Raw genomic sequence first — 19164 nt, 5'->3', positions numbered from 1 at the left:
GTCCTCTTTGGCCGTGGCCGACACAACCGATGCCCGCGATGCTTTGTTGCAGCCGCGATCCGATCGGCAACTTAGCGCGATGCGGACGGTTGAACGGACATGCAGGACATCGCCGACGCGCCGCCAGAGGCCAACAGTCTGGAAAAAGTCGACGTGGCCGTCACGCAGGCGGTGGCGCCGTTGCGCGATACGCTGCCGGTGCGGATCCTGGGTGCGCTGAGCGAACTGGCCGACCAGCCGCCGCTGATCGCGCTGTCCGCCGGCACGATGGTGGTGGGGCTGTGGCGCGGCGACCGCCGGCTGGCGGAAACGGGCGGGCGGATGCTGGCCTCGCACCTGCTCGCCACCGCGATAAAGTCCGCGATCAAGGCGCGGGTGGTGCGTACCCGACCACATCTGTTGGTGGACGATGACGATTACCGGATGCACGCCGGCGAGGAGAAGGAGCCGACGGTAAGCAGCTTCCCCTCCGGCCACACCGCCGGCGCGGTGGCGGTGGCGCAGGCGGTGGTGCGCGGCCATCCGGATCGCCGCCCCGCCGCCTATACGCTGGCCGGCAGCGCGGCGTTGATGCAGATTCCGCGCTGCGCCCATTACCCGAGCGACGTTGGCGCGGGCATCGCGATCGGCGTGGCGGCCGAGGCGCTGGTGTACGGTGCGGAACTGCTGGTGACGGCCAGCCTGAACCGGCAGCGGCACCGGAAGACCGCCTGAGATCGGCCCGCGATTTTGCCCCGGCAGCGCGTAATCGCGCCGCCGGGGCCGACCCTGCCTATTCGGCCGCCTGCGTCAGCGGGGCCGGATCGCGGTAGACCAGCACCGGCTTGCGTGCCGCCGCCGTCTCGTCCAGCCGGCGGCGGGGGGCGAGCATCGGCGCGGCCTTCAACGCCGCGTCGCCCGCCTGCGCGCGTTCCGCCACCGATTTCAGCGCGCCGATGAACTGGTCGAGCGCGGCCTTGCTCTCCGTCTCGGTCGGCTCGATCAGCATCGCGCCGTGGACGACCAGCGGGAAGTACATCGTCATCGGGTGAAAACCCTCGTCGATCAGCCCCTTGGCGATATCCAGCGTGGTGAAGCCCTCGGCCAGATTGTCGTCGCTGAACAGTGCCTCGTGCATGCACGGGCCGCTGTGGGCGAACGGCGCCTCCAGCACCCCTTCCAGCGAGCGCAGGATGTAGTTGGCGTTCAGCACGGCATCCTCCGCCACCTGTCGCAGGCCATCGGCGCCGTGGCTGAGCATGTAGGCGGCGGCGCGGACGAACATGCCCATCTGGCCGTGGAACGCCACCATCCGGCCGAAGCTGCCGGCATGATGCTCCCCCGCCGTCTCCTCCTCGACGAGACGGAAGCGATCGCCGTCCTTCTCGATGAACGGCAGTGGGGCATAGGGCGCCAGCGCCTCGGACAGCACGACCGGGCCGGAGCCGGGGCCGCCGCCGCCGTGGGGGGTGGAAAAGGTCTTGTGCAGGTTGATGTGCATCGCATCGATGCCGAGATCACCCGGCCGCACCCGCCCGACGATCGCATTGAAGTTCGCCCCGTCGCAATACACCAGCCCGCCGGCGGCATGGACCGCCTCCGAGATGGCGATCATGTCCCGCTCGAACAGGCCGCAGGTGTTGGGGTTGGTTATCATCACCCCCGCCACGTCCGGCCCCAGCCGCCGCTTCAGCGCATCGAGATCAACGCGGCCCTCGGTGGTGGCCGGGATATTCTCCACCGCATAGCCGCAGAAGGCGGCGGTGGCCGGGTTGGTGCCGTGCGCGCTTTCCGGCACGAGGATCACCTTGCGCGCATCGCCCCGCGCGGTGAGCGCGGCGCGGATCGCGAGCAGGCCGCACAGTTCGCCATGCGCGCCGGCCTTCGGGCTCATCGCGACGGCCGTCATGCCGGTGAGCCGGATCAGCCATTCGCCGACCAGATCGATCAGCCCCAGCGCGCCCTGCACCGTCTCGACCGGCTGGAGCGGGTGGATGTCGGCGAAACCGGGCAGCCGCGCCATCTTCTCGTTCAGCCGCGGATTGTGCTTCATCGTGCAGCTGCCGAGCGGGAAGAAGCCCAGATCGATCCCGTAGTTCTGTCGGCTGAGGCGGGTATAGTGGCGCACCACCTCCGGTTCGGCGAGGCCGGGAAGCCCGATCGGCCGGTTGCGCTCCAGCCCGCCGAGCCGGCTCGCCACCCTGGGCGGTTCGGGCAGATCGACGCCGGTGCGATCATAGGCACCGATCTCGAAGATCAGCCCTTCCTCCAGCATCAGCGCCTTGTTGCCGGTGAAGGTCGCGGGGGCGGCGCTTTCGTTCGCCGCGTTCATCTCCGGCTTCCAGCCGCTTGCGTTCACGCTCATGCCAGTGCCTCCGTCAGGGCGGTCGCCAATGCTTCGACATCCTCGTCCGCCACCGTTTCGGTTACGGCGATCACCAGCCCCTTTTCCAGCGCGGCGACGTTCGGATACAGCCGGCCGAGCGACACGCCGCCGAGCACGCCCCGGTCCGCCATCGCCCGCACCACCGGCCGCGCTTCCTTCGGCAGGCGCAGGGTGAACTCGTTGAAGAACGCGCCGTTGACGAGGCTGACGCCCGGCACCTTCACCAGCCGCTCCGCCGCCTGCGCGGCTCTGGCGTGGTTCAGCGTCGCCAGATCGCGCAGGCCGCGCTCGCCGAGCAGGCTCATGTGGATGCTGAACGCCAGCGCGCACAGGCCGGAATTGGTGCAGATGTTCGAGGTCGCCTTCTCGCGACGGATATGCTGCTCGCGGGTGGAGAGCGTCAGCACGAAGCCGCGCTGGCCCGCCGCATCCACCGTCTCGCCGCACAGCCGGCCCGGCATCTGGCGGACATATTTGTCGCGCGTGGCGAACAGGCCGACATACGGCCCGCCGAACAGCAGGCCGACACCGATCGACTGCCCTTCGCCCACCACGATATCCGCGCCCATCTCGCCGGGGCTTCGGACAGCGCCGAGCGCCACCGGCTCCGTCACCACCACGATCAGCAGAGCGCCCTTTTCGTGGCACCGCGCCGCCAGTTCCGACAGGTCGGCGACATGGCCGAGGATGTTGGGGTTCTGCACCACCACGCACGAGGTCTCGCCGTCGACCGATGCGATCAGCGTGGCGAGGTCGTCGCCCGGCGCGCCGTCGGTCAACTCGGGTGTCGCCGTCACGAGCGTGTCGCCGGTGAATTTCGCCATCGTCCGGCACACCGACACATAATGCGGGTGCAGCCCGGCCGACAGCAGCGCCTTGCCGCGCCGCGTGATCCGCCGCGCCATGACGATCGCCTCCCAGCACGCGGTCGAGCCGTCGTACATCGAGGCGTTGGCGACATCGCAGCCGAACAGACGCGCCACCTGCGTCTGGAACTCGAACAGCGCCTGCAACGTGCCTTGCGCGATCTCCGGCTGATAGGGCGTGTAGGCGGTCAGGAACTCGCCACGCTGGATCAGGTGATCGACCGAGGCCGGCACATGATGGCGATAGGCGCCGCAGCCCAGGAAGAAGGGCGCGTCGCCGGCCGAAAGATTGCGGTTGGCCAGCCCGCGCAACTGCCGCTCCACCGCCATCTCGGAGGCATGGCCCGGCAGCCCCTCGATCGGGCCGGTGAGGCGGGCGGCGGCGGGTACGTCGGCGAACAGGTCGTCGATCGATCCGGCGCCGATCACGCCCAGCATCGCGGTGCGATCGGCATCGGTGAGCGGCAGGTAACGCATCAGGCGGGTTTCCTCATCGAGAAGCGGAGGCGGACGTAATCGGCGATCCACGTGCCGTCCGGCTGGCGGAAGGCGGGGGCGAGGCGGTCTTCCACGGCCTGCGCCACGGCGGGCTGTTCGGCATCGGGCACGTGCGCCGAATCCATGAAGCCAACGCGGAAGGTGCGCAGCCAGCCGGTGACGCCGGTGGGCAGCGGGGTGGGGCGGGGGATCAGCCGCGCCTCGATGTCGACGAAGCCGGCGGCGGCGTAGATCGCGGTGAACGCCGCGGGCGTAGGATACCATTGCGGCGCCCCGTCCGGCAGCGCGTAGCCGCGCGCCTCCAGCTCGGCATAAAGCGCGGCGCGCAGCGTGGCGATGTTGCCATCGCCGCCCATCTCGCCGACGAAGCGCGCGCCCGGTTTCAGCGCGCGGAACACGCCCGCCGCCACCGCCGCGCCGTCCAGCATCCAGTGGAGCGCGGCGTTCGAGAAAGCGGCGTCGAACTCTGCCTCGAAGGTCAGCGCCTCGCCGTCCATCAGCCGGGCATCCAGCCCCTTGTCGCGCGCGGCGGCGATCAGCGTATCGGAGGCATCGACGCCGACAACTTCCGCGCCGGCCTCGGCGATACGCGCGGTCAGCACGCCGTCGCCGCAGCCCAGATCGAGAATGCGCTCGCCGGGTTGCGGGGCCAGCAGATCGAGCACCGGCGCGCCGAGCGCGGGCACGAAGGCGGCGTTGCCGGCATAATCGGCGGCGACCCAGCGCGAGGTGGGGTTGGTGGTCATGGTGTGGGCCTCACGATCGTCTCGTGGAACGGGACACGGCGCCTCCCCCACGGAGATCCCGGCGTTCGCCGGGATGACGGGAGTCGGCGGGATGACGAGCGACGGCGCGATGACAGGGGACGGCCGGGCAACCGCGCGGAACGCGATGCCCCGACCGGCCGAAAGGCGACGACGGCCGCGCTCACAGCCCGGCCACGAAGTCCTTGTAGCCGGCCTCGTCCAGCAACCCGTCGAGCTGCGACGGATCGGAGAGCGTCAGCTTGAAGAACCAGCCATCCGTCTCGGGCGCGGTGTTGACCAGCGAGGGGTCCGCCTCCAGCGCCTCGTTTGCTTCTGTCACCGTGCCGGAGGCGGGGGAATAGACGTCGGAGGCGGCCTTCACCGATTCCACCACGGCCGTTTCCTTGCCCTTGTCCACGGCGGTGCCGGCGGGCGGCACCTCGACGAACACGATGTCGCCGAGCTGTGCCTGGGCGTAATCGGTGATGCCCACGGTGGCGCTGTCGCCCTCCACCGAGATCCATTCATGTTCGCGGGTGAAATACAGGGTCATGGCTTGGGCTTCCCTTGGCGGACGTAACGGTGGGGGACGAAGGGCATCGTCGCGACGATCGCGGACAGCGGCTTGCCGCGCTGGACGAGGGAGACGACCTTGCCGGGCGACACCATCGCGGCCGGCACATAGGCCATCGCGATCGGTCGCTGGAGGCTGGGGGAGAAACCGCCGGAGGTGACGCGGCCGACCGTATCGCCCTGCGCGTCCACCACGGCCGCGCCCTCGCGCACCGGCTGGCGGCCATCGACAAACAGGCCGACGCGGGTGAGCGCCGCGCCATGCTCACGTTCCGCCATGATCCGTTCGTGGCCGGGGAAACCGCCCTCCTCGCGCCGACGCTTGCTCAGCGCGAAGCCGAGGTCGGCGGCGACCGGCGTCGTCTCGGGATCGAGATCGTGGCCGTAGAGCGGCAGCCCCGCTTCCAGCCGCAGCGAGTCGCGTGCGCCAAGGCCGATCGGTTTCACCTCGGGCTGGTCGGCCAGCAGCGCGGCGATGCGCGGGGCATCCTCCGCCGGGATCGAAATCTCGAACCCGTCCTCGCCGGTATAGCCCGAGCGGCTGATCCACGCGGGCACGCCGTCGAGGGTGAAGGCGCCCGCCGTCATGAACGTGAGCGCCGCCACGCCGGGCGCCAGCCGCGCCAGCGCATCCACCGCCTTCGGCCCCTGCAACGCCAGCAGCGCCGCTTCGTCCATATGGTTCAGCGTCACGTCTTCGGGCAGATGCTCGTGGATATGGGCGATGTCGTCCGCCTTGGTCGCGCCGTTGACGACGAGATAGAAACCACTTTTCCAGCGCGTGACCATCAGGTCGTCGAGGATGCCGCCGTTGTCCGCCAGCAGCAGCGAATAGCGCATCCGCCCCTCGCCGAGCCCGGCGATATCGCCCGGCAGCAGCGATTCCAGCGCAGCGGCCGCCCCGTCGCCGGAAACATAAAGCTGGCCCATGTGGCTCACGTCGAACAGACCGGCGTTCTCGCGCGTCCACAGATGCTCGGCGATGATGCCTTCATACTGGATCGGCATCTCGTAGCCGGCGAAGGCCACCATCCGCGCGCCCGCCGCGCGGTGCCAGGCGTCGAGCGGCAGGGCGAGGGGCGCCAGCGGGGCGTGATCGTCGCCCGTCTGTTCGGTGGTATCGGTCTGGTCGCTCATCGGGGTCTCCGTCGTCGGGGCACGCAACGAACGAACGACGGCTTTCGCCGCCTCGATCGCTGCCCCCTCTGTCACGGGACCTGAGAGCTTTCACCGATCGTCGCCGGGAGGCGGGATGCGGCTTACCCCTTCGGTGGTTCCCGCCGGGGCGGGAACGCTTTCCAGAGTGTCGGTTCCTCGCGCGGTCCGGTTGCCTGAGAGATTCCGGGGCGGTTGCTCCTTCGGCGCCCTGGCTCTTTCGGCCGGGGTCTCTCCCGCGTGAGGCTCCGCCGGTTGCCCGGCGGCGACAGGCCCGGATTGACCCGTCCGTGGCCTCAAGTCAATCGGCGATCACCGCGTGACGTTGTAGGCCAGCTGCTCGTTGGATAGCTGGAAGCCGATCAGCATCTCGAAGCTGGCCTTCGCCACGGCGGCGCGGGTGGCGGGGTCCGCCATCGGGTCGATCGAGGCGTCGGCGTCGGTCGGCTTGCGCTTGCGCGTCAGCTGCGTCTCGATCTCGGGCGGCAGGGTGGCCGCGGCGCGGGTGATGCCGGTGGTGGCGGTGGCGGTGGCGGTGGCGCGTGCCTGCCCCGCATCGAAGTGCAGCGCCACGCGGCCCACCTGCTTGGATACGATCACGCTGCCGCCGCGCACCACGGTGGCGAAGAACGGCAGCGTCACGTCGCGCGCGGCGGCCGTGTTCGTGCGCCGCGCCTGCACCGCGAAGGTGGCCTGCGACACGATCTGCTCGCCCGCGTCGTTGCAGTTGGCGCGCAGGTCGGTGAGGTTGGCCACCACGTCGATCGCGCGTGCCTCGCGGCTGGCGGGCGGGTCGAACAGCGTGATGTCACCGGTATAGGCCGGCACCGCCAGCGCCGGGCAGGCCGAGCGGGTGATCCGCACGCCGCCCGTCTCGTCGAACTGGTTGTCCTTGGCGCAGGCCGAGAGGGTGGCGACGGCAAGGCCCATAACCGCCAGACGAGCAGTCGCGAGGCGGACAGCGGTGATCGTGATACGCGCCACAAGAAATTCCCGAACAGGAGCGGACGCAGGAGATGCGCCGGGGTAGGAGCACGGATCATAGGAACCGCCTTCCGCGCAGGCAAGCAATCGCGTAAGCGGCGACCATGCCCGAAACGCTCACGCCCGCCGGCACGCCCGCCGCCCCGCTGCCGCCGCTGTCGCTGCTGATCGCCGCCCCGCGCGGCTTCTGCGCCGGGGTGGATCGCGCCATCCGCATCGTGGAGCTGGCGATCCTGAAATATGGCGCGCCGGTGTATGTGCGGCACGAGATCGTCCACAACCGCTACGTGGTGGACGGGCTGAAGGCCAAGGGTGCGATCTTCGTGGAGGAACTGGACGACGTGCCGGACGGCGTGCCGGTGGTGTTCTCCGCCCACGGCGTGCCCAAGGCGGTGCCGCACAAGGCGGAGGAGCGCGGGCTGGAATATGTCGACGCCACCTGCCCGCTCGTCTCCAAGGTGCACCGCCAGGCCGAGCGGCTGGTGGAGCAGGGCCGGCACATCCTGTTCATCGGCCATCGCGGCCACCCGGAGGTGATCGGCACGTTAGGCCAGGTGCCGGACGGAGTGATGACGCTGATCGAGACGGCGGCGGACGCCGAGGCGATCGCGCCGACCGACCCGGCCAACCTCGCCTTCCTCACCCAGACCACGTTGTCGGTGGACGATACCGCGGGCATGATCGAGGTCCTGAAGCGCCGCTTCCCGACGATCGAGGCACCGCGTGGGGAGGATATCTGCTACGCCACCTCCAACCGGCAGGCGGCGGTGAAGGCGATCGCGATGGCATGCGATGCGATGCTGGTGATCGGCGCACCCAACTCGTCCAATTCCCTCCGGCTGGTGGAAGTGGCCGAGCGGCAGGGCGTGAAGGCCCGGCTGATCGAGCGCGCCGCCGACGTCGATTTCGACTGGCTGTCCGGGGTGACGACGCTGGGCATCACCGCCGGCGCGTCGGCCCCCGAGGTGCTGGTGCGCGAGCTGGTCGATCGCCTCGCCACCCGTTTCGCCATCACCGAGCGCGAGACCGAGACGGTACGCGAGAACATGGTGTTCAAGCTGCCGCGCAACCTCGACGCCGCCGCCTGAGCCGATGGCCGTCTATACGCAGGTTTCCGCCGAGGCGCTGGCGGCGTTGCTCGCGCGCTACGATGTCGGCCGGCTCGATTCGGCCAAGGGCATCGCCGAGGGCGTGCAGAACAGCAATTTCCTGATCGACACGACAAGCGACCGCTTCATCCTGACGCTGTACGAGAAGGCGACCGATACCGACGACCTGCCCTTCTTCCTCGCGCTGCTCGATCACCTCGCCGATCGCGGCCTGCCGGTGCCGCGCGCGATCCCCGACCGGCAGGGGATGCAGGTGCAGACGGTGGCGGGGCGGCCGGCCTGCCTGATCGAGTTTCTCCACGGCGTTTCGGTGAGCGCCCCCACCGTGGCGCAGACCCGCGCGACGGGCGAGGCGCTGGGGCGGATGCACGGCGCGTTGGCCGACTTCCCGCTGTCGCGCGCGAACAGCCTGGGGCTGGCGGGCTGGCACCGGCTGGCGGCGCGCTGCGGCGACGATCTCGACGTGATCGCGCCCGGCCTGAAGGCGCGCGTGGCGGACGAGCTGGCGTTCCTCGACGCGCACTGGCCCGCGCACCTGCCGACCAGCGTCGTCCACGCCGACCTGTTCCCTGACAATGTGCTGATGGTGGGCGACAGCGTGGGCGGGATGATCGATTTCTACTTCGCCGCCACCGACGTGCGCGCGCTGGACCTGGCCGTCACCCATGCCGCCTGGTGCTTTTCGGCGGATGGCGCCACGTTCGACGCCGATCTCGCCGCGGCCCTCGTCTCCGGCTACGCGACGGCGTTCGGCCTGTCACCGGCGGAGCGCGATGCGTTCGCCACGCTGGGGCGGGGCGCCTCGCTGCGCTTCCTGCTCACCCGCGCGTGGGACTGGCTGAACACGCCGGCCGACGCGCTGGTGACGCGGAAGGATCCGCTCGCCTTTCTCCGCCGGCTCGATTTCTATGCCGGCGCCACCAATGCGGAGCTGCTGGACGGATGAGCGACACTGTGGACCTCCAGCATGTCGTGATCGCGACCGACGGCGCGTGCAAGGGCAACCCCGGCCCCGGCGGCTGGGGTGCTGTGATCCGTTCGGGCGCGCATGAAAAGGACCTGTCGGGCGGCGAACACCCGACGACCAACAACCGCATGGAGCTGATGGCGGCGATCCGCGCGTTGCAGGCGCTGAAGCGTCCGTGCCGGGTGACGCTGATGACGGACAGCCGTTATGTGATGGATGGCCTCACCAAGTGGATCAAGGGCTGGCAGAAGAACGGCTGGAAGACCGCCGCCAGGCAGCCGGTGAAGAACGCCGACCTGTGGCAGGAACTGCTCGATGCCAGCGCACCGCATCGCATCACGTGGGAATGGGTGAAGGGTCACGCCGGCCACCCCGACAACGAACGCGCCGACAAGCTGGCGAGCGACGCCGCCGTGGCGGCTGTCGCACCCCCTATAAGTTGTCGATGACACCCCCCAAAAGGTGTCGATGAGATGAGGCCTGGCCGCAAGGTCGGACCTCATTGCATTGATATAACGATACTATTTTTCTTACCCCCATAAGTTGGCAATCGCGCTTCGGGTCGCCCAACTTTACGATACCTCTCCCGAGTCGATTGTGTTCTCATTTCGTTCTGCGGTTTCTGGACGGCGTTTCTTCCAGCGACCCCGCGCCACGCTTTCGGCGCCCGAACGGAGCTCAACTTTATGAGGAACATCGCACTCGAAGACCAACTTGCCGCTCTCGACAGTCGCGGCATCGGCCCCCTCTCCTGGTGGCGCACCCTGCCCTGCAGCGATTTCTGCTCGGAATCACGGATCGTCGAAACCGCCGTCACCTCCATCGTCTCGGTAAGTCGCCTCGTACCGTCCGCCCTGATCGGGGAGCTCGCCGCGTTGCATGACGAGGAACTCGCGCCGGTCTGGAATGACCTGGCCATGCGGTTTTTCGCGTTGGATGCAATGTCATTGGGACTGCATTACGAAATTGGCGGCAGCTGCGCCGCCCTAGCCTGCCGACACATTGATCCGCTTGGCACGCTCCTGCTACTCAAGGCTCTGAGCGAACCCTACATCTCGCTCGATCCCGACACGCGAATCTGGGTGGCATCCACCTGGCTCAGCGAACGCGGATCGTTGATCAACCAGACGACGCTGTCACAGATCGACTGGTGGCAGTCGGCGCGCGGCTTTCAATCCCCACTTCTGGCAGGAGAGGTGGAATGAGCAATCTGGCCATTTTTAGCGTCGGCGCGGCATGCACCGAATTCGCAGACTTCGCCGCACTTCATCTGGGAGGGCGTCATGGCTAAGCGCGCCAAGCAGACGAACCTGCCTATGGTCCGTGCCGAACGCGGAGTTGTCGGTCAGCAGATGGCGACGGTGTATCATGTGCCGGCGCTGACGCCCAAGGTTTCAGGTCCGTGGAGCTGTGAGGCCGACAAGCTCGCATGGACGGATGCGGCCACGCGGCTACCGTGCATCATCCGTAGATCGACCCACGGCTTCCTGTGCGGCTATGTCGCGGTCGGCGCCGGCCATCCGCTTTTCGGCTTCCGTGGAGATGCCGTTCCGGCCGGGATCGTGACCGTCCATGGCGGGCTCGACTATGCCTCGCCATGCGACCATCGGGCGCCGGAAGAGACTTCGATCTGCCACGTCCCCGATCGCCACGCGACCCGCGAGGGCATCAACCAGTGGTGGTTTGGGTTCAGCTGCGGCCAGGTCACGGACCTGATCCCGGGCGATGGCGCGCACGCGGGCGAGGCGCAGCAGCTGGGCCTCGACCAGGAATATCGTGATGAGCGGTACCTGTTCGAGCAATGCACCGGCCTGGCCGCTCAACTGGCAGCGGCAGCGGAACGTCAGGTCTGGACGATCGCGGATCATCCGCGCGAGAATCGTGACAGGGAGCAGCGCCGATGAACCTGACCCCTTGGCCGTATGGCATCGAACGCCCGTGGGGCTGGTCGAAGTGAGGATCCCGCCGATCACGACGGTCGCGAGCGGGCGTTGCACCTCCGCCCCCGCCCCGCTTGCGATCGCCATCGGCACGAACCCGATCGCAGCAACGAGCGCAGTCGACAGAACCGGGCGCAGCCGATCGCGCGCGCCCTCCCGCACCGCTTCGTCAACCGGCAGCGCATCACCCTCGCGTCCGTCACGCAGCGAATTGATGTGATCGATCAGCACGAGGCCGTTGAGCATTGCGATGACATTCACCGCGACCGCTTCCTCGCCCTCTTCGCGCGCGACGGCACGCTGATCGATGGCAACGTCGCCCGCCTACCCGCAGGAGCGCCAGGCCCTGGCTCGTTCGTTGCAACGGTCGAACCGACCGAACTCCCCGGCAAGGACAGTGACGTGGCACGCCTGCGCCTGTGCGGGATGCCTGATGGTACGCAGTTGCTGACAGGACTTGATCTCGACGATGCCGAGGAGGCGCTGCGCGTGGTCGAACGATCGCTGATATTCGGGCTGATCCCCGGGCTGTTGCTTGCGATCGGGTTTGGCCTTGTGGCGGGGCGCCGGGCGGCGACGCAGGTCGATGCGGTGCGCGGGCTGACCGAGCGGGTCGTGGCGGGCGATCTCGAAGGACGGTTGCCCGTCGGCGACCGGCCCGACAGTTTCGGGCTGCTGTGCGCGCATATCAACGCGATGCTCGACCGCATCCAGTCGCTTGTGGTCGACGTGAGGGGCGTCGGCGATGACATTGCGCATCAGCTCCGCACGCCGCTGACCCGACTGCGCGCACGCCTCGAGCGCGGCTTGCGCGAGGCAAATGACATAAATTCTTTTCAGGCAACCGCCGACGCCGCCCTGGAGGAGATTGATCAGCTGCTGGGCATCGTGGCCGCGCTCCTGCGCATCCGCGAACTGGAAGACCATGCTCGCCGCAGCCGCTTCGCGCCGGTGGATTTGGCTAAACTTGCCGAGGACGCCTGCGAACTGCATCGTCCGACCGCCGAGGATCGCGGCATCGATCTTACATGCGTCATCGAGCCGGTGGGCCTGGTAGAGGGCGATGCGAGCCTGCTGATCGAAGCGATGTCCAACCTGATCGACAATGCGATGAAATTCGGGCCTTCCGGCGGACGCGTCACACTGTCGCTCGCGCACGAAGGACCCTTTGCGGTCGCGACCGTCACAGACGACGGACCAGGCGTGCCGCTCGCCGAGCGTTCGCTCGTCACGCAGCGCTTCTATCGTGGTCGTTACGACTGCGAAGGCGCTGGATTGGGCCTTAGCCTGGTCAAGGCGATTGCCGATCTCCATGGCTTTACTTTGCGTTTCGCCGAGCGGGGAAGTGCTGTGTCATTGGTCGGCCCGAACAGCCAAGACTGAACGCGAATTTAGACAACCTCGACGGCGGCCAGACGTATCTGCCGGGTAACTTCGACGTGGTGGACCAGCACCGCGCCGCCTTCGAGAGGACGTTGAATGCGCTATTTTCTCCTTGCCACTGTATCCCTGCTGGCGGCCACGCCTGCTTTCGCTCAGACCCAGCCGCAGACAGGCCCCTTCCCCCTCAACAGCGTGACCGACCGTGTTCATAGCGGGCCGCAGGGCGGTGATCTGCGCGCCTCGACCCAAGCGCTCCAGCAGACACTGACCGAGCTGCAGCAACTGCAGCTTCAGACCAAGCAGGCGCACTGGAACGTCTCGGGCACCTTGTTCTACCCGCTGCACGAACTTTTGCAGGACCATTATGAGGGCGTGGCCAAATACGCCGACGAGGTTGCCGAGCGGCTGCAGGGCATTGGTGTGTCTTCGGATGGTCGCGCGAACACGATCGTGCGCACCAGTCGCATCCCCGAATATCCGGGCGGCTTCGTTGACGACGCACAGGTAATCCAGTGGTTCGCGCAATATTACCGCGTGACGAGCGACGAGATCGCGGCCGGGATCAAGGCAACCGAGGACAAGGATCCGACGACGTCGAACCTGCTGCAGGAAGTTCAGCACGCGATCGACAAATACCAGTGGCAGATGCGCGCGATGATCCAGTCGACCCTGACCGACCCCAACACGGGTTCCGACCTGAACAGTGGTCGCCCCGTCGCACCCGCCGGCCGCCCCAGTGCCCCGATCAACTGACGGCGTGCCTGGGCGTGGCCGGCTGTCTTCAGCTATCGCGATGTCGCTGGCGCTTGGCGCCTGCGTGCCCTCAGGGCACCTGGTCCAGCAGCAGGCGACATCCCCGACCTTCGATCCGATCGCGTTTTTCGCGGGCGCTACCGAGGGTAATGGCAAACTGAAGATCACGACGAAGCACCGCCAACCGGTGATGGTTGCCGGGCGCGGGATCGTGACGCCGGATGGAGAAATCGTGCTGGACCAGGACGTCCGGCGCGGCAGCGCGCCGCCAAGCCATCGGACGTGGCACCTGCGCCGCGTTGGCGAAGGACGCTATGCTGGTACGCTCTCGGACGCCACCGGCCCCGTGACCGGCGAGGTGACGGGCAATCTGTTGCACCTTGCCTTCGCAATGAAGGGGGGGCTGCGCGCCCAGCAATGGCTCTATCTCCAGCCCGGCGGGCAGGTCTCGCGCAACCGCATGGTGGTCACCAAGTTCGGCCTGCCTGTGGCAAGCCTCGACGAGACGATCAGGCGCATACCCGCGTGAAGGCGTCACCAGTTGCGATTGTATGCGATACGGTGACCGAAGGCGTACTGGCAGACGGCCCGGCCTCGACGACAGCAACGTTAGTGGAAAGCCGACCCTATCCAGCTCCATCCAGGACGACATTGCTGCGCCTCCACTTGACCTATTTGTGGCGGCATCGACGCCCTTTGTCGTTGCGTGATCCGCAACTGTTCACCGAGCTTGTTCAGCACCGCAAGCTCGTTGATCGCGATCCACGCATTCCGCAGTGGATCGACAAGCTGACCGCCAAGCAGATGGTCGCCGAGACGCTCGGGCAGGACTGGGTCACGCCGACACTTTGGTCAGGCGATAGCCTTCCGGAACAGCCGCCATGCGCACCAGCGTTCGTCGTCAAATCACGGCACGGGTGTCGTCAGATGCGCGTCGTTCGCAGCCAGGCCGACGACTGGGACGAGATTCGCCGTTCGTCGGCGAGGGTCCGGCGCTGCCGATCGATTACAAGCTCTTTGTGTTCCACGGGCGCGTCGAGGCGATCCAGGTCCATCTCGATCGCGAGACCGGCCATCATTGGACCGTCTACGACAGGCAATGGCACAGACTGTCGAACAAGCCGGCGCGGATCGACCGAGGGCCACCAGCAGCCCTGGCACGCATGATCGAGGGCGCTGAGACCTTGGGAAAAGACTTCGATTTCGTTCGCATCGACTTCTATGATGTCGGCGGCATACCGCGGTTTGGCGAGATGACATTCTATCCCGGCTCGGGCCTCGATCCGGTCGATCCGCCCACATTGGATCGGGAGTTTGGCCGGCTTTGGCGTATTGGCGAGCCATCTCAGCGGCTCGCCCGCGATCCTTCGCCACATCTTCGTCCCTAGGCCGGATCGGACTCTCGACCGGCATTGAAGCCTTTGCTCGCGACATGAACAGATCGCAGCTTTATCTCTGCCGCGGCTCCAACCGGACGAGCGGCTCACCGCCCATTTATTACCGTTCAGCGGTCGGAGACACGGAAAACCCAGCACCGATAGCGACTGTGCGACAAACAGGTGTTTGCGACGCCCTAACCGGGCCGACAGCGCTTAGCGTATATCTGGGTCCGTTCTATGCGCGGACCCCGACTGGCTCTTGAGCCGGATGGGTACGCAGAACGTGGTCGAAATGGAGGAGGCCGCATAACCGCCCCCTGCCCTCTGGCCCATGGCGCGGGTCGCAGGGCGAGGGCATATAGCGGAGTGATTGCCAGAGTAAGCCGGGCCGCGCCGTTCCCTGTCGTGACCAGCCCCCGACGCCTGCGGCGCCGATGATCCGCTGTCTCGGATCGCGGCTTCATGACGAAGGGGTCGACACGCGAGCAGCGGTTGAACGGCTTTCAACTTTTAATTGAATCCTCATGCGCCCACGCATATATCGGACGCAACATGGCCGTCCCCTCTGTTGCCGCTGGCATCAAGGGGCGGCCTTATTCATATCTGGGCTGGATGCTTCCGCCCTACACCAAACCCCATCTCAGTTTCGCCGATCAGCTCGCGCTCCTCATGCAGCGCGGCTTGGTGGTCACCGATCAGGCCAAGGCGGTTCTCCACCTTCAGCGGGTCGGCTACGGACGTCTCACGCCCTATTGGCAGCCCTTCCAGCAGCTCGTTCCCGATCCCAATGATGCGACGCTCACAGTCCGCACCGAGCAGTTCCAAGCGGGCGCCGAGTTTCGCCATGCCGTCGATCTCTACCTGTTCGACAAACAGCTTCGCCTCCTCTTCCTTGACGCGATCGAACGGATCGAGGTCGCGCTGCGCGTGGATCTCGCGCACGCCATGGGCAAGCGTGACGCGTACGCGCACCGTTCGCCCGCCTTTCTCGACGCCCATCGTGCGAACCAAGGGATGCCTGGAGGGGGCACCCGCCACCAGAATTGGCTCGCCAAGGCCGATGGCGCGATCGCCCGCTCCAAGGACGACTGGATCAAGGAGTTCTACGCCACCTACAGCCCGCCCGTGCCGATCTGGATGGCAGTCGAGGTATGGGATTTCGGCACCTTATCCTGGCTGCTCGAGATGGCGCATCCCAACGATCGGGCTGCCATCGCCAAGCGCTACGGCCTTCTGCCCAACACGCTGGTGAGCTGGATCAAGACACTCGCGTTCGTGCGCAACATCAGCGCGCATCATGCCCGCCTGTGGAACGCAGGCATCATCAATCAGCCGTTAGTGCCCAAGCCGTTCGAAGCACCGCAGCTCGTGCATATCGGTAGCGACCTGGAGCGGCGCACGCGCGTCTATGGCGCCGCGGCGGTGGCCAGCTACTTCGTCAGGCGGATCAATCCCGGGACATCCTGGCCGTCCCGCATGAAGGCGCACTGGCAAGCGTTCCCGGCAATGCCGTTCGCAAGTTCCATCCAAAGCGGGTTCTTGGCCGGCTGGGACGCAGAAGCGATCTGGGCTTGATCTAAGGGCCCCGCGGGCGCGGCCCTGCCGGGCACGGTTCTATCGGGGCTGGGCACCGACCGAGCGACCGTGCCGGTATCTCGGCCCGTCCGGGTGACGATCCTCGCGTGAGGTGTGCCACGTGGCACACCTATGGCCCCGCGCCTATGCGCGGCACTTTAGCCCGTAGAGCGCCGCAGCCGTCCCCCGAAGCCCGCCAGCGCAGGGACCACAAGGGCGGCTACTCGCCGCGTGCCGCGGCGCTGCCATGCTATCCTTGACGGGCGGTCGCAATGCTCGACAGATCCGTCGCCGTGTCGATTGGTACACCGGCTTCCTTCCGTTCCGAGTAGCGTTCGACGAGCTGGACCGCATGAGGGCGCAGCAGCACCGTGAACCGCACCAGTTCCTCCATGACGTCGACGATCCGGTCATAGTAGCTGGACGGCTTCATGCGCCCGGCGTCGTCGAACTCGTTAAACGCTTTGGCAACGCTCGACTGGTTCGGGATCGTGACCATTCGCATCCAGCGGCCCAGCACGCGCAGCGTGTTGACGCTGTTAAACGACTGCGACCCCGCCGACACCTGCATGACCGCCAGCGTACGCCCCTGCGTCGGCCGCATCCCGCCCATCGACAGCGGCAGATGGTCAATCTGCAGCTTCATGATACCCGTAATCTGGCCGTGCCGTTCGGGGCTGCACCACACCTGCCCTTCGGACCATAAAGACAACTCTCGCAGCTCGTGGACAACCGGATGATCGTCGCCGGTGTGTTGGTCAGGGAGCGGCAGGGTGGACGGATCGAAGATGCGCGTCTCACACCCGAAAAAGCGGAGCAGGCGCGCCGCTTCTTCGACGCACAGCCGGGAAAAGGACCGTTCGCGCAGCGAGCCATAGAGCAACAGGATACGCGGTGCGGGATCGAGCGATCCAAGCCCCAGGGCCGGCCGCTCGATGGCATAGGCAGGATCAAGCGCCGGCAAGGTATCGAGATCGTGGAGATTGCGGAGTGGCATTAGAGAGCTTTCACGAGATAGGCGGCCGATGCGGGGCACAGCGCGGTAAACTCGAGCGATGCAGCGACGGCCTGGGGAGCGGCACCGCGATCGGAGTCATGCGCGGGTGGCCGGAGAGTTGGCACAATATCCTCGATGAACTCGCTTCGCGTTCGCCACCTCAAGCCAGCCGTCTGGAGGATCGCGCAGTTCTCGCGACCCGAATGGGCCGGCGCTGTCTTGCACCGGACCGCGGTATTGATGGCATCCCACTTCAAATCATTGCTCGGGAGACGCGTCGATGGTTGGCGGAAAATAAGGGGATCGTCAGGCACAAACGGCACCGCACGTCCGAGAATGCCCGCGCTCGCGTTCTGGCCAGAACCATGAATGCACGCATCATCGCGCAAGAGCTTGGCATCAAATATTATGTTGCCGACTTCCGGCGTATCTACGATGAAACCATCGATGCGATGGAGGCGGAGGGCTGCGCCCAACCCGCAAAGCAGCTTGGCAACGTCCTGCTCACTCGCGTCAAAACCCGCTGGGACGAATTCCAACGAACCGTATCATCAGTGGTGGCATCGGATTTGATCGAGGGCGGCTCTAAGGAACGTCGTCTGGCCGGCTGGGATCATGTCGATCTGATCCAGCCCGCCAACGAATTCGGAGGTCTCGCCCGCAAGCGAAAAGCGGTCTACCGAATGAATGACATTGAGACAGTCCTTACTCGGATACGCTCGATCGCAATCAAGGTCGATACGCTTACAGATTATCATCCGTTGACCACGGAAGTTATGCGCAAGGTGCTGTCCCCTCACTACAACAAAACTGCGATACTGCTTGACGTGATGAGCGGACGCCTGTCGACGTATCGTACCGTCGACGATCCCAAACTTTGCGATCTCCATGCCGACCTGGCTCTCGCCAACCGGATCGGTGTTGCCAGACGAGCAATTGCCCTCGATGCAGCCGACGCAATGATCCCAGCGCGCCCGCTCAACAATATGGTAAGCATACTATGGGGCGCCGATCATCGCCTGGGTATCAAGGAAAGTCGGGCATTACGCCAAGACGGTCAGATACGCTTTGAAGTCGAGACCCTGTGGAACCCGACCGAACAGCGATCTCACCCGAGTTACAGCTACAGCGTCCGTGACGTAATTCAGCACTTCTCGGCATCGCTTGGGCCGTCGTACATCGACGAACTGGATAAGCATCTCATCCGCCAAACCTAACGAAAAATGCGCACGTCAGATAGCGCGCAATTTAAGAAATCATACTATAGCGGCCTTCTCAATAGGTCAGCTTTTCATGCGCCCCTCTCCCATAATTCTTTATGGTGGATGTCTGGCTTCACCGCCAACTTATGGGGCACACAATGGGCGCTATCGCCAAATTATGGTGGTCTTTTAGCGACAACTTATGTAGAAAGGAAAATATGGCAAGAACTTGATTTACAACGATTTATGTTGGCACCTTATGAAGGCTGCGACAGCGGCCGGGCGCGCGGGGCGGGTGCCGGCGTAGGGGCGAAAAGTCGCCCGTGATGGGGCCGGACCCGACCTGCGCGACTGTCACGATCGTCACCCATAGCCGTCACCCCGGACTTGTCCACCGGCGGATACGCTAGCCGGCTCAACTCGAACCGGGGCTTGCGTGAGGCGGTGGACCCCGGCACGAGGCCGGGGGGACGGGGGGACGACACGGCCAGCCTTGCTTACCCGCCGCCGCGCCGCTCGGCGCGCAGACCGTCCCAGTAGGCCAGCCGCTCCGCGATCTTCGCCTCGAACCCGCGCGGGGCAGGGGGGTAGAAGGTCTGCGGCGCCATCTCGGCCGGCCAGTAATCGTCACCGGGGAAGCCATCGGGCGCATCGTGAGCGTAGGCATAGTCT

Annotated in this window: 20 protein-coding genes, 1 pseudogene and 2 riboswitches; of the genes and pseudogenes, 12 read left to right on the top strand and 9 right to left on the bottom strand. The window is 66.3% G+C overall.

The genetic code is table 11. The features are described from left to right. The first annotated feature begins 99 nt into the window (after positions 1-99). Complete coding sequence (locus FOY91_RS11455) at positions 100-714, top strand: phosphatase PAP2 family protein (protein WP_145151702.1); 615 nt, start codon at positions 100-102, stop codon at positions 712-714. Between the two features lie 58 nt (positions 715-772). Here the strand turns inward: FOY91_RS11455 and gcvPB are convergent, their stop codons facing one another. From gcvPB to FOY91_RS11425, 6 genes are all read right to left on the bottom strand, one after another. Continuing rightward, the gene (gene gcvPB / locus FOY91_RS11450; RefSeq protein WP_145151699.1) at positions 773-2344 is read right to left on the bottom strand and encodes an aminomethyl-transferring glycine dehydrogenase subunit GcvPB; all 1572 of its coding nucleotides are present in this window, start codon (positions 2342-2344) and stop codon (positions 773-775) included. After that, complete coding sequence (gene gcvPA, locus FOY91_RS11445; RefSeq protein WP_145151696.1) at positions 2341-3708, bottom strand: aminomethyl-transferring glycine dehydrogenase subunit GcvPA; 1368 nt, start codon at positions 3706-3708, stop codon at positions 2341-2343. Before gcvPA ends, gcvPB begins: the two co-directional genes overlap by 4 nt. Further along, positions 3708-4475, bottom strand: coding sequence for a class I SAM-dependent methyltransferase (locus FOY91_RS11440; protein WP_145151693.1), 768 nt, complete (start codon positions 4473-4475; stop codon positions 3708-3710). The genes gcvPA and FOY91_RS11440 overlap by 1 nt, the downstream gene beginning before the upstream one ends. A 181-nt stretch (positions 4476-4656) precedes the next feature. Further along, a complete protein-coding gene (gene gcvH / locus FOY91_RS11435) occupies positions 4657-5028 on the bottom strand; it encodes a glycine cleavage system protein GcvH (RefSeq protein WP_145151690.1) in 372 nt (123 codons plus the stop codon). Next, positions 5025-6185 (bottom strand): glycine cleavage system aminomethyltransferase GcvT, encoded by a 1161-nt coding sequence (gcvT, locus tag FOY91_RS11430; protein WP_145151686.1) that lies wholly within the window; start codon positions 6183-6185, stop codon positions 5025-5027. The genes gcvH and gcvT overlap by 4 nt, the downstream gene beginning before the upstream one ends. Before the next feature lie 58 nt (positions 6186-6243). Then, a riboswitch (glycine riboswitch) is annotated at positions 6244-6357 on the bottom strand. Next, positions 6358-6452: riboswitch (glycine riboswitch) on the bottom strand. A 63-nt stretch (positions 6453-6515) separates the two neighbouring features. Continuing rightward, positions 6516-7187, bottom strand: coding sequence for a hypothetical protein (locus FOY91_RS11425; RefSeq protein ID WP_238995621.1), 672 nt, complete (start codon positions 7185-7187; stop codon positions 6516-6518). Between the two features lie 104 nt (positions 7188-7291). Between FOY91_RS11425 and ispH the strand changes: the two genes are divergently transcribed. The 5 genes from ispH (at position 7292) to FOY91_RS11400 (ending at position 11167) form a co-directional block, all read left to right on the top strand. Then, entirely contained in the window at positions 7292-8275 is a 984-nt protein-coding gene (gene ispH / locus FOY91_RS11420; protein WP_145151683.1) for a 4-hydroxy-3-methylbut-2-enyl diphosphate reductase, read from the top strand. A gap of 4 nt (positions 8276-8279) precedes the next feature. After that, positions 8280-9242, top strand: coding sequence for a homoserine kinase (thrB, locus tag FOY91_RS11415; protein ID WP_145151680.1), 963 nt, complete (start codon positions 8280-8282; stop codon positions 9240-9242). Next, entirely contained in the window at positions 9239-9712 is a 474-nt protein-coding gene (rnhA, locus tag FOY91_RS11410) for a ribonuclease HI (RefSeq protein ID WP_145151677.1), read from the top strand. Before thrB ends, rnhA begins: the two co-directional genes overlap by 4 nt. A gap of 237 nt (positions 9713-9949) precedes the next feature. After that, positions 9950-10468, top strand: coding sequence for a hypothetical protein (locus tag FOY91_RS11405; RefSeq protein WP_145151674.1), 519 nt, complete (start codon positions 9950-9952; stop codon positions 10466-10468). Between the two features lie 78 nt (positions 10469-10546). Beyond that, positions 10547-11167 carry a hypothetical protein gene (locus FOY91_RS11400; RefSeq protein ID WP_145151671.1) on the top strand — a complete coding sequence of 207 codons (621 nt, stop codon included), beginning with the start codon at positions 10547-10549 and terminating at the stop codon, positions 11165-11167. A 42-nt stretch (positions 11168-11209) separates the two neighbouring features. Here the strand turns inward: FOY91_RS11400 and FOY91_RS11395 are convergent. Next, a pseudogene (locus FOY91_RS11395) lies at positions 11210-11470 on the bottom strand (efflux RND transporter permease subunit); the annotation flags it as partial. Between the two features lie 159 nt (positions 11471-11629). Between FOY91_RS11395 and FOY91_RS11390 the strand changes: the two are divergent. The 5 genes from FOY91_RS11390 (at position 11630) to FOY91_RS11370 (ending at position 16293) form a co-directional block, all read left to right on the top strand. Then, positions 11630-12586, top strand: a complete 957-nt coding sequence (locus FOY91_RS11390; RefSeq protein ID WP_238995632.1) for a sensor histidine kinase — start codon at positions 11630-11632, stop codon at positions 12584-12586. Between the two features lie 96 nt (positions 12587-12682). Further along, the gene (locus FOY91_RS11385; RefSeq protein WP_145151668.1) at positions 12683-13339 is read left to right on the top strand and encodes a Dps family protein; all 657 of its coding nucleotides are present in this window, start codon (positions 12683-12685) and stop codon (positions 13337-13339) included. 40 nt (positions 13340-13379) lie between these two features. Continuing rightward, complete coding sequence (locus FOY91_RS11380; RefSeq protein ID WP_145151665.1) at positions 13380-13868, top strand: DUF3833 family protein; 489 nt, start codon at positions 13380-13382, stop codon at positions 13866-13868. Between the two features lie 352 nt (positions 13869-14220). Beyond that, entirely contained in the window at positions 14221-14727 is a 507-nt protein-coding gene (locus tag FOY91_RS22615) for an ATP-grasp fold amidoligase family protein (RefSeq protein ID WP_275265952.1), read from the top strand. A 453-nt stretch (positions 14728-15180) separates the two neighbouring features. Beyond that, positions 15181-16293 carry an Abi family protein gene (locus FOY91_RS11370; RefSeq protein ID WP_238995619.1) on the top strand — a complete coding sequence of 371 codons (1113 nt, stop codon included), beginning with the start codon at positions 15181-15183 and terminating at the stop codon, positions 16291-16293. A 250-nt stretch (positions 16294-16543) separates the two neighbouring features. Here FOY91_RS11370 and arsH read toward each other — a convergent pair whose 3' ends face one another. Continuing rightward, positions 16544-17290 carry an arsenical resistance protein ArsH gene (arsH, locus tag FOY91_RS11365; RefSeq protein WP_145151662.1) on the bottom strand — a complete coding sequence of 249 codons (747 nt, stop codon included), beginning with the start codon at positions 17288-17290 and terminating at the stop codon, positions 16544-16546. On the opposite strand from arsH, the gene FOY91_RS11355 reads away from it, so the two are divergent. Then, a complete protein-coding gene (locus tag FOY91_RS11355; RefSeq protein WP_162527212.1) occupies positions 17284-18507 on the top strand; it encodes a hypothetical protein in 1224 nt (407 codons plus the stop codon). The genes arsH and FOY91_RS11355 overlap by 7 nt on opposite strands. 482 nt (positions 18508-18989) lie before the next feature. Here FOY91_RS11355 and FOY91_RS11350 read toward each other — a convergent pair. Next, on the bottom strand, positions 18990-19164 hold a 175-nt coding region (locus FOY91_RS11350; RefSeq protein ID WP_476692373.1), incomplete at its 5' end, for an AAA family ATPase.

It is taken from the genome of Alterirhizorhabdus solaris, assembly GCF_007785815.1.
Taxonomy (GTDB): domain Bacteria; phylum Pseudomonadota; class Alphaproteobacteria; order Sphingomonadales; family Sphingomonadaceae; genus Alterirhizorhabdus; species Alterirhizorhabdus solaris.
This window is presented reverse-complemented; position numbering and strand designations above follow the sequence as displayed.

What these genes read in the sequence shown, in the direction of transcription:
- FOY91_RS11405 (WP_145151674.1), top strand. Translation starts at nt 9,950, where the DNA reads ATGAGGAACATCGCACTCGAAGACCAACTTGCCGCTCTCGACAGTCGC.
- gcvT (WP_145151686.1), bottom strand. Translation starts at nt 6,185, where the DNA reads ATGAGCGACCAGACCGATACCACCGAACAGACGGGCGACGATCACGCC.
- FOY91_RS11385 (WP_145151668.1), top strand. Translation starts at nt 12,683, where the DNA reads ATGCGCTATTTTCTCCTTGCCACTGTATCCCTGCTGGCGGCCACGCCT.
- FOY91_RS11370 (WP_238995619.1), top strand. Translation starts at nt 15,181, where the DNA reads ATGACGAAGGGGTCGACACGCGAGCAGCGGTTGAACGGCTTTCAACTT.
- FOY91_RS11400 (WP_145151671.1), top strand. Translation starts at nt 10,547, where the DNA reads ATGGCTAAGCGCGCCAAGCAGACGAACCTGCCTATGGTCCGTGCCGAA.
- ispH (WP_145151683.1), top strand. Translation starts at nt 7,292, where the DNA reads ATGCCCGAAACGCTCACGCCCGCCGGCACGCCCGCCGCCCCGCTGCCG.
- gcvPB (WP_145151699.1), bottom strand. Translation starts at nt 2,344, where the DNA reads ATGAGCGTGAACGCAAGCGGCTGGAAGCCGGAGATGAACGCGGCGAAC.
- FOY91_RS11390 (WP_238995632.1), top strand. Translation starts at nt 11,630, where the DNA reads ATGCCTGATGGTACGCAGTTGCTGACAGGACTTGATCTCGACGATGCC.
- FOY91_RS11455 (WP_145151702.1), top strand. Translation starts at nt 100, where the DNA reads ATGCAGGACATCGCCGACGCGCCGCCAGAGGCCAACAGTCTGGAAAAA.
- rnhA (WP_145151677.1), top strand. Translation starts at nt 9,239, where the DNA reads ATGAGCGACACTGTGGACCTCCAGCATGTCGTGATCGCGACCGACGGC.
- gcvPA (WP_145151696.1), bottom strand. Translation starts at nt 3,708, where the DNA reads ATGCGTTACCTGCCGCTCACCGATGCCGATCGCACCGCGATGCTGGGC.
- FOY91_RS11380 (WP_145151665.1), top strand. Translation starts at nt 13,380, where the DNA reads ATGTCGCTGGCGCTTGGCGCCTGCGTGCCCTCAGGGCACCTGGTCCAG.
- gcvH (WP_145151690.1), bottom strand. Translation starts at nt 5,028, where the DNA reads ATGACCCTGTATTTCACCCGCGAACATGAATGGATCTCGGTGGAGGGC.
- thrB (WP_145151680.1), top strand. Translation starts at nt 8,280, where the DNA reads ATGGCCGTCTATACGCAGGTTTCCGCCGAGGCGCTGGCGGCGTTGCTC.
- FOY91_RS11440 (WP_145151693.1), bottom strand. Translation starts at nt 4,475, where the DNA reads ATGACCACCAACCCCACCTCGCGCTGGGTCGCCGCCGATTATGCCGGC.
- FOY91_RS22615 (WP_275265952.1), top strand. Translation starts at nt 14,221, where the DNA reads ATGCGCACCAGCGTTCGTCGTCAAATCACGGCACGGGTGTCGTCAGAT.
- arsH (WP_145151662.1), bottom strand. Translation starts at nt 17,290, where the DNA reads ATGCCACTCCGCAATCTCCACGATCTCGATACCTTGCCGGCGCTTGAT.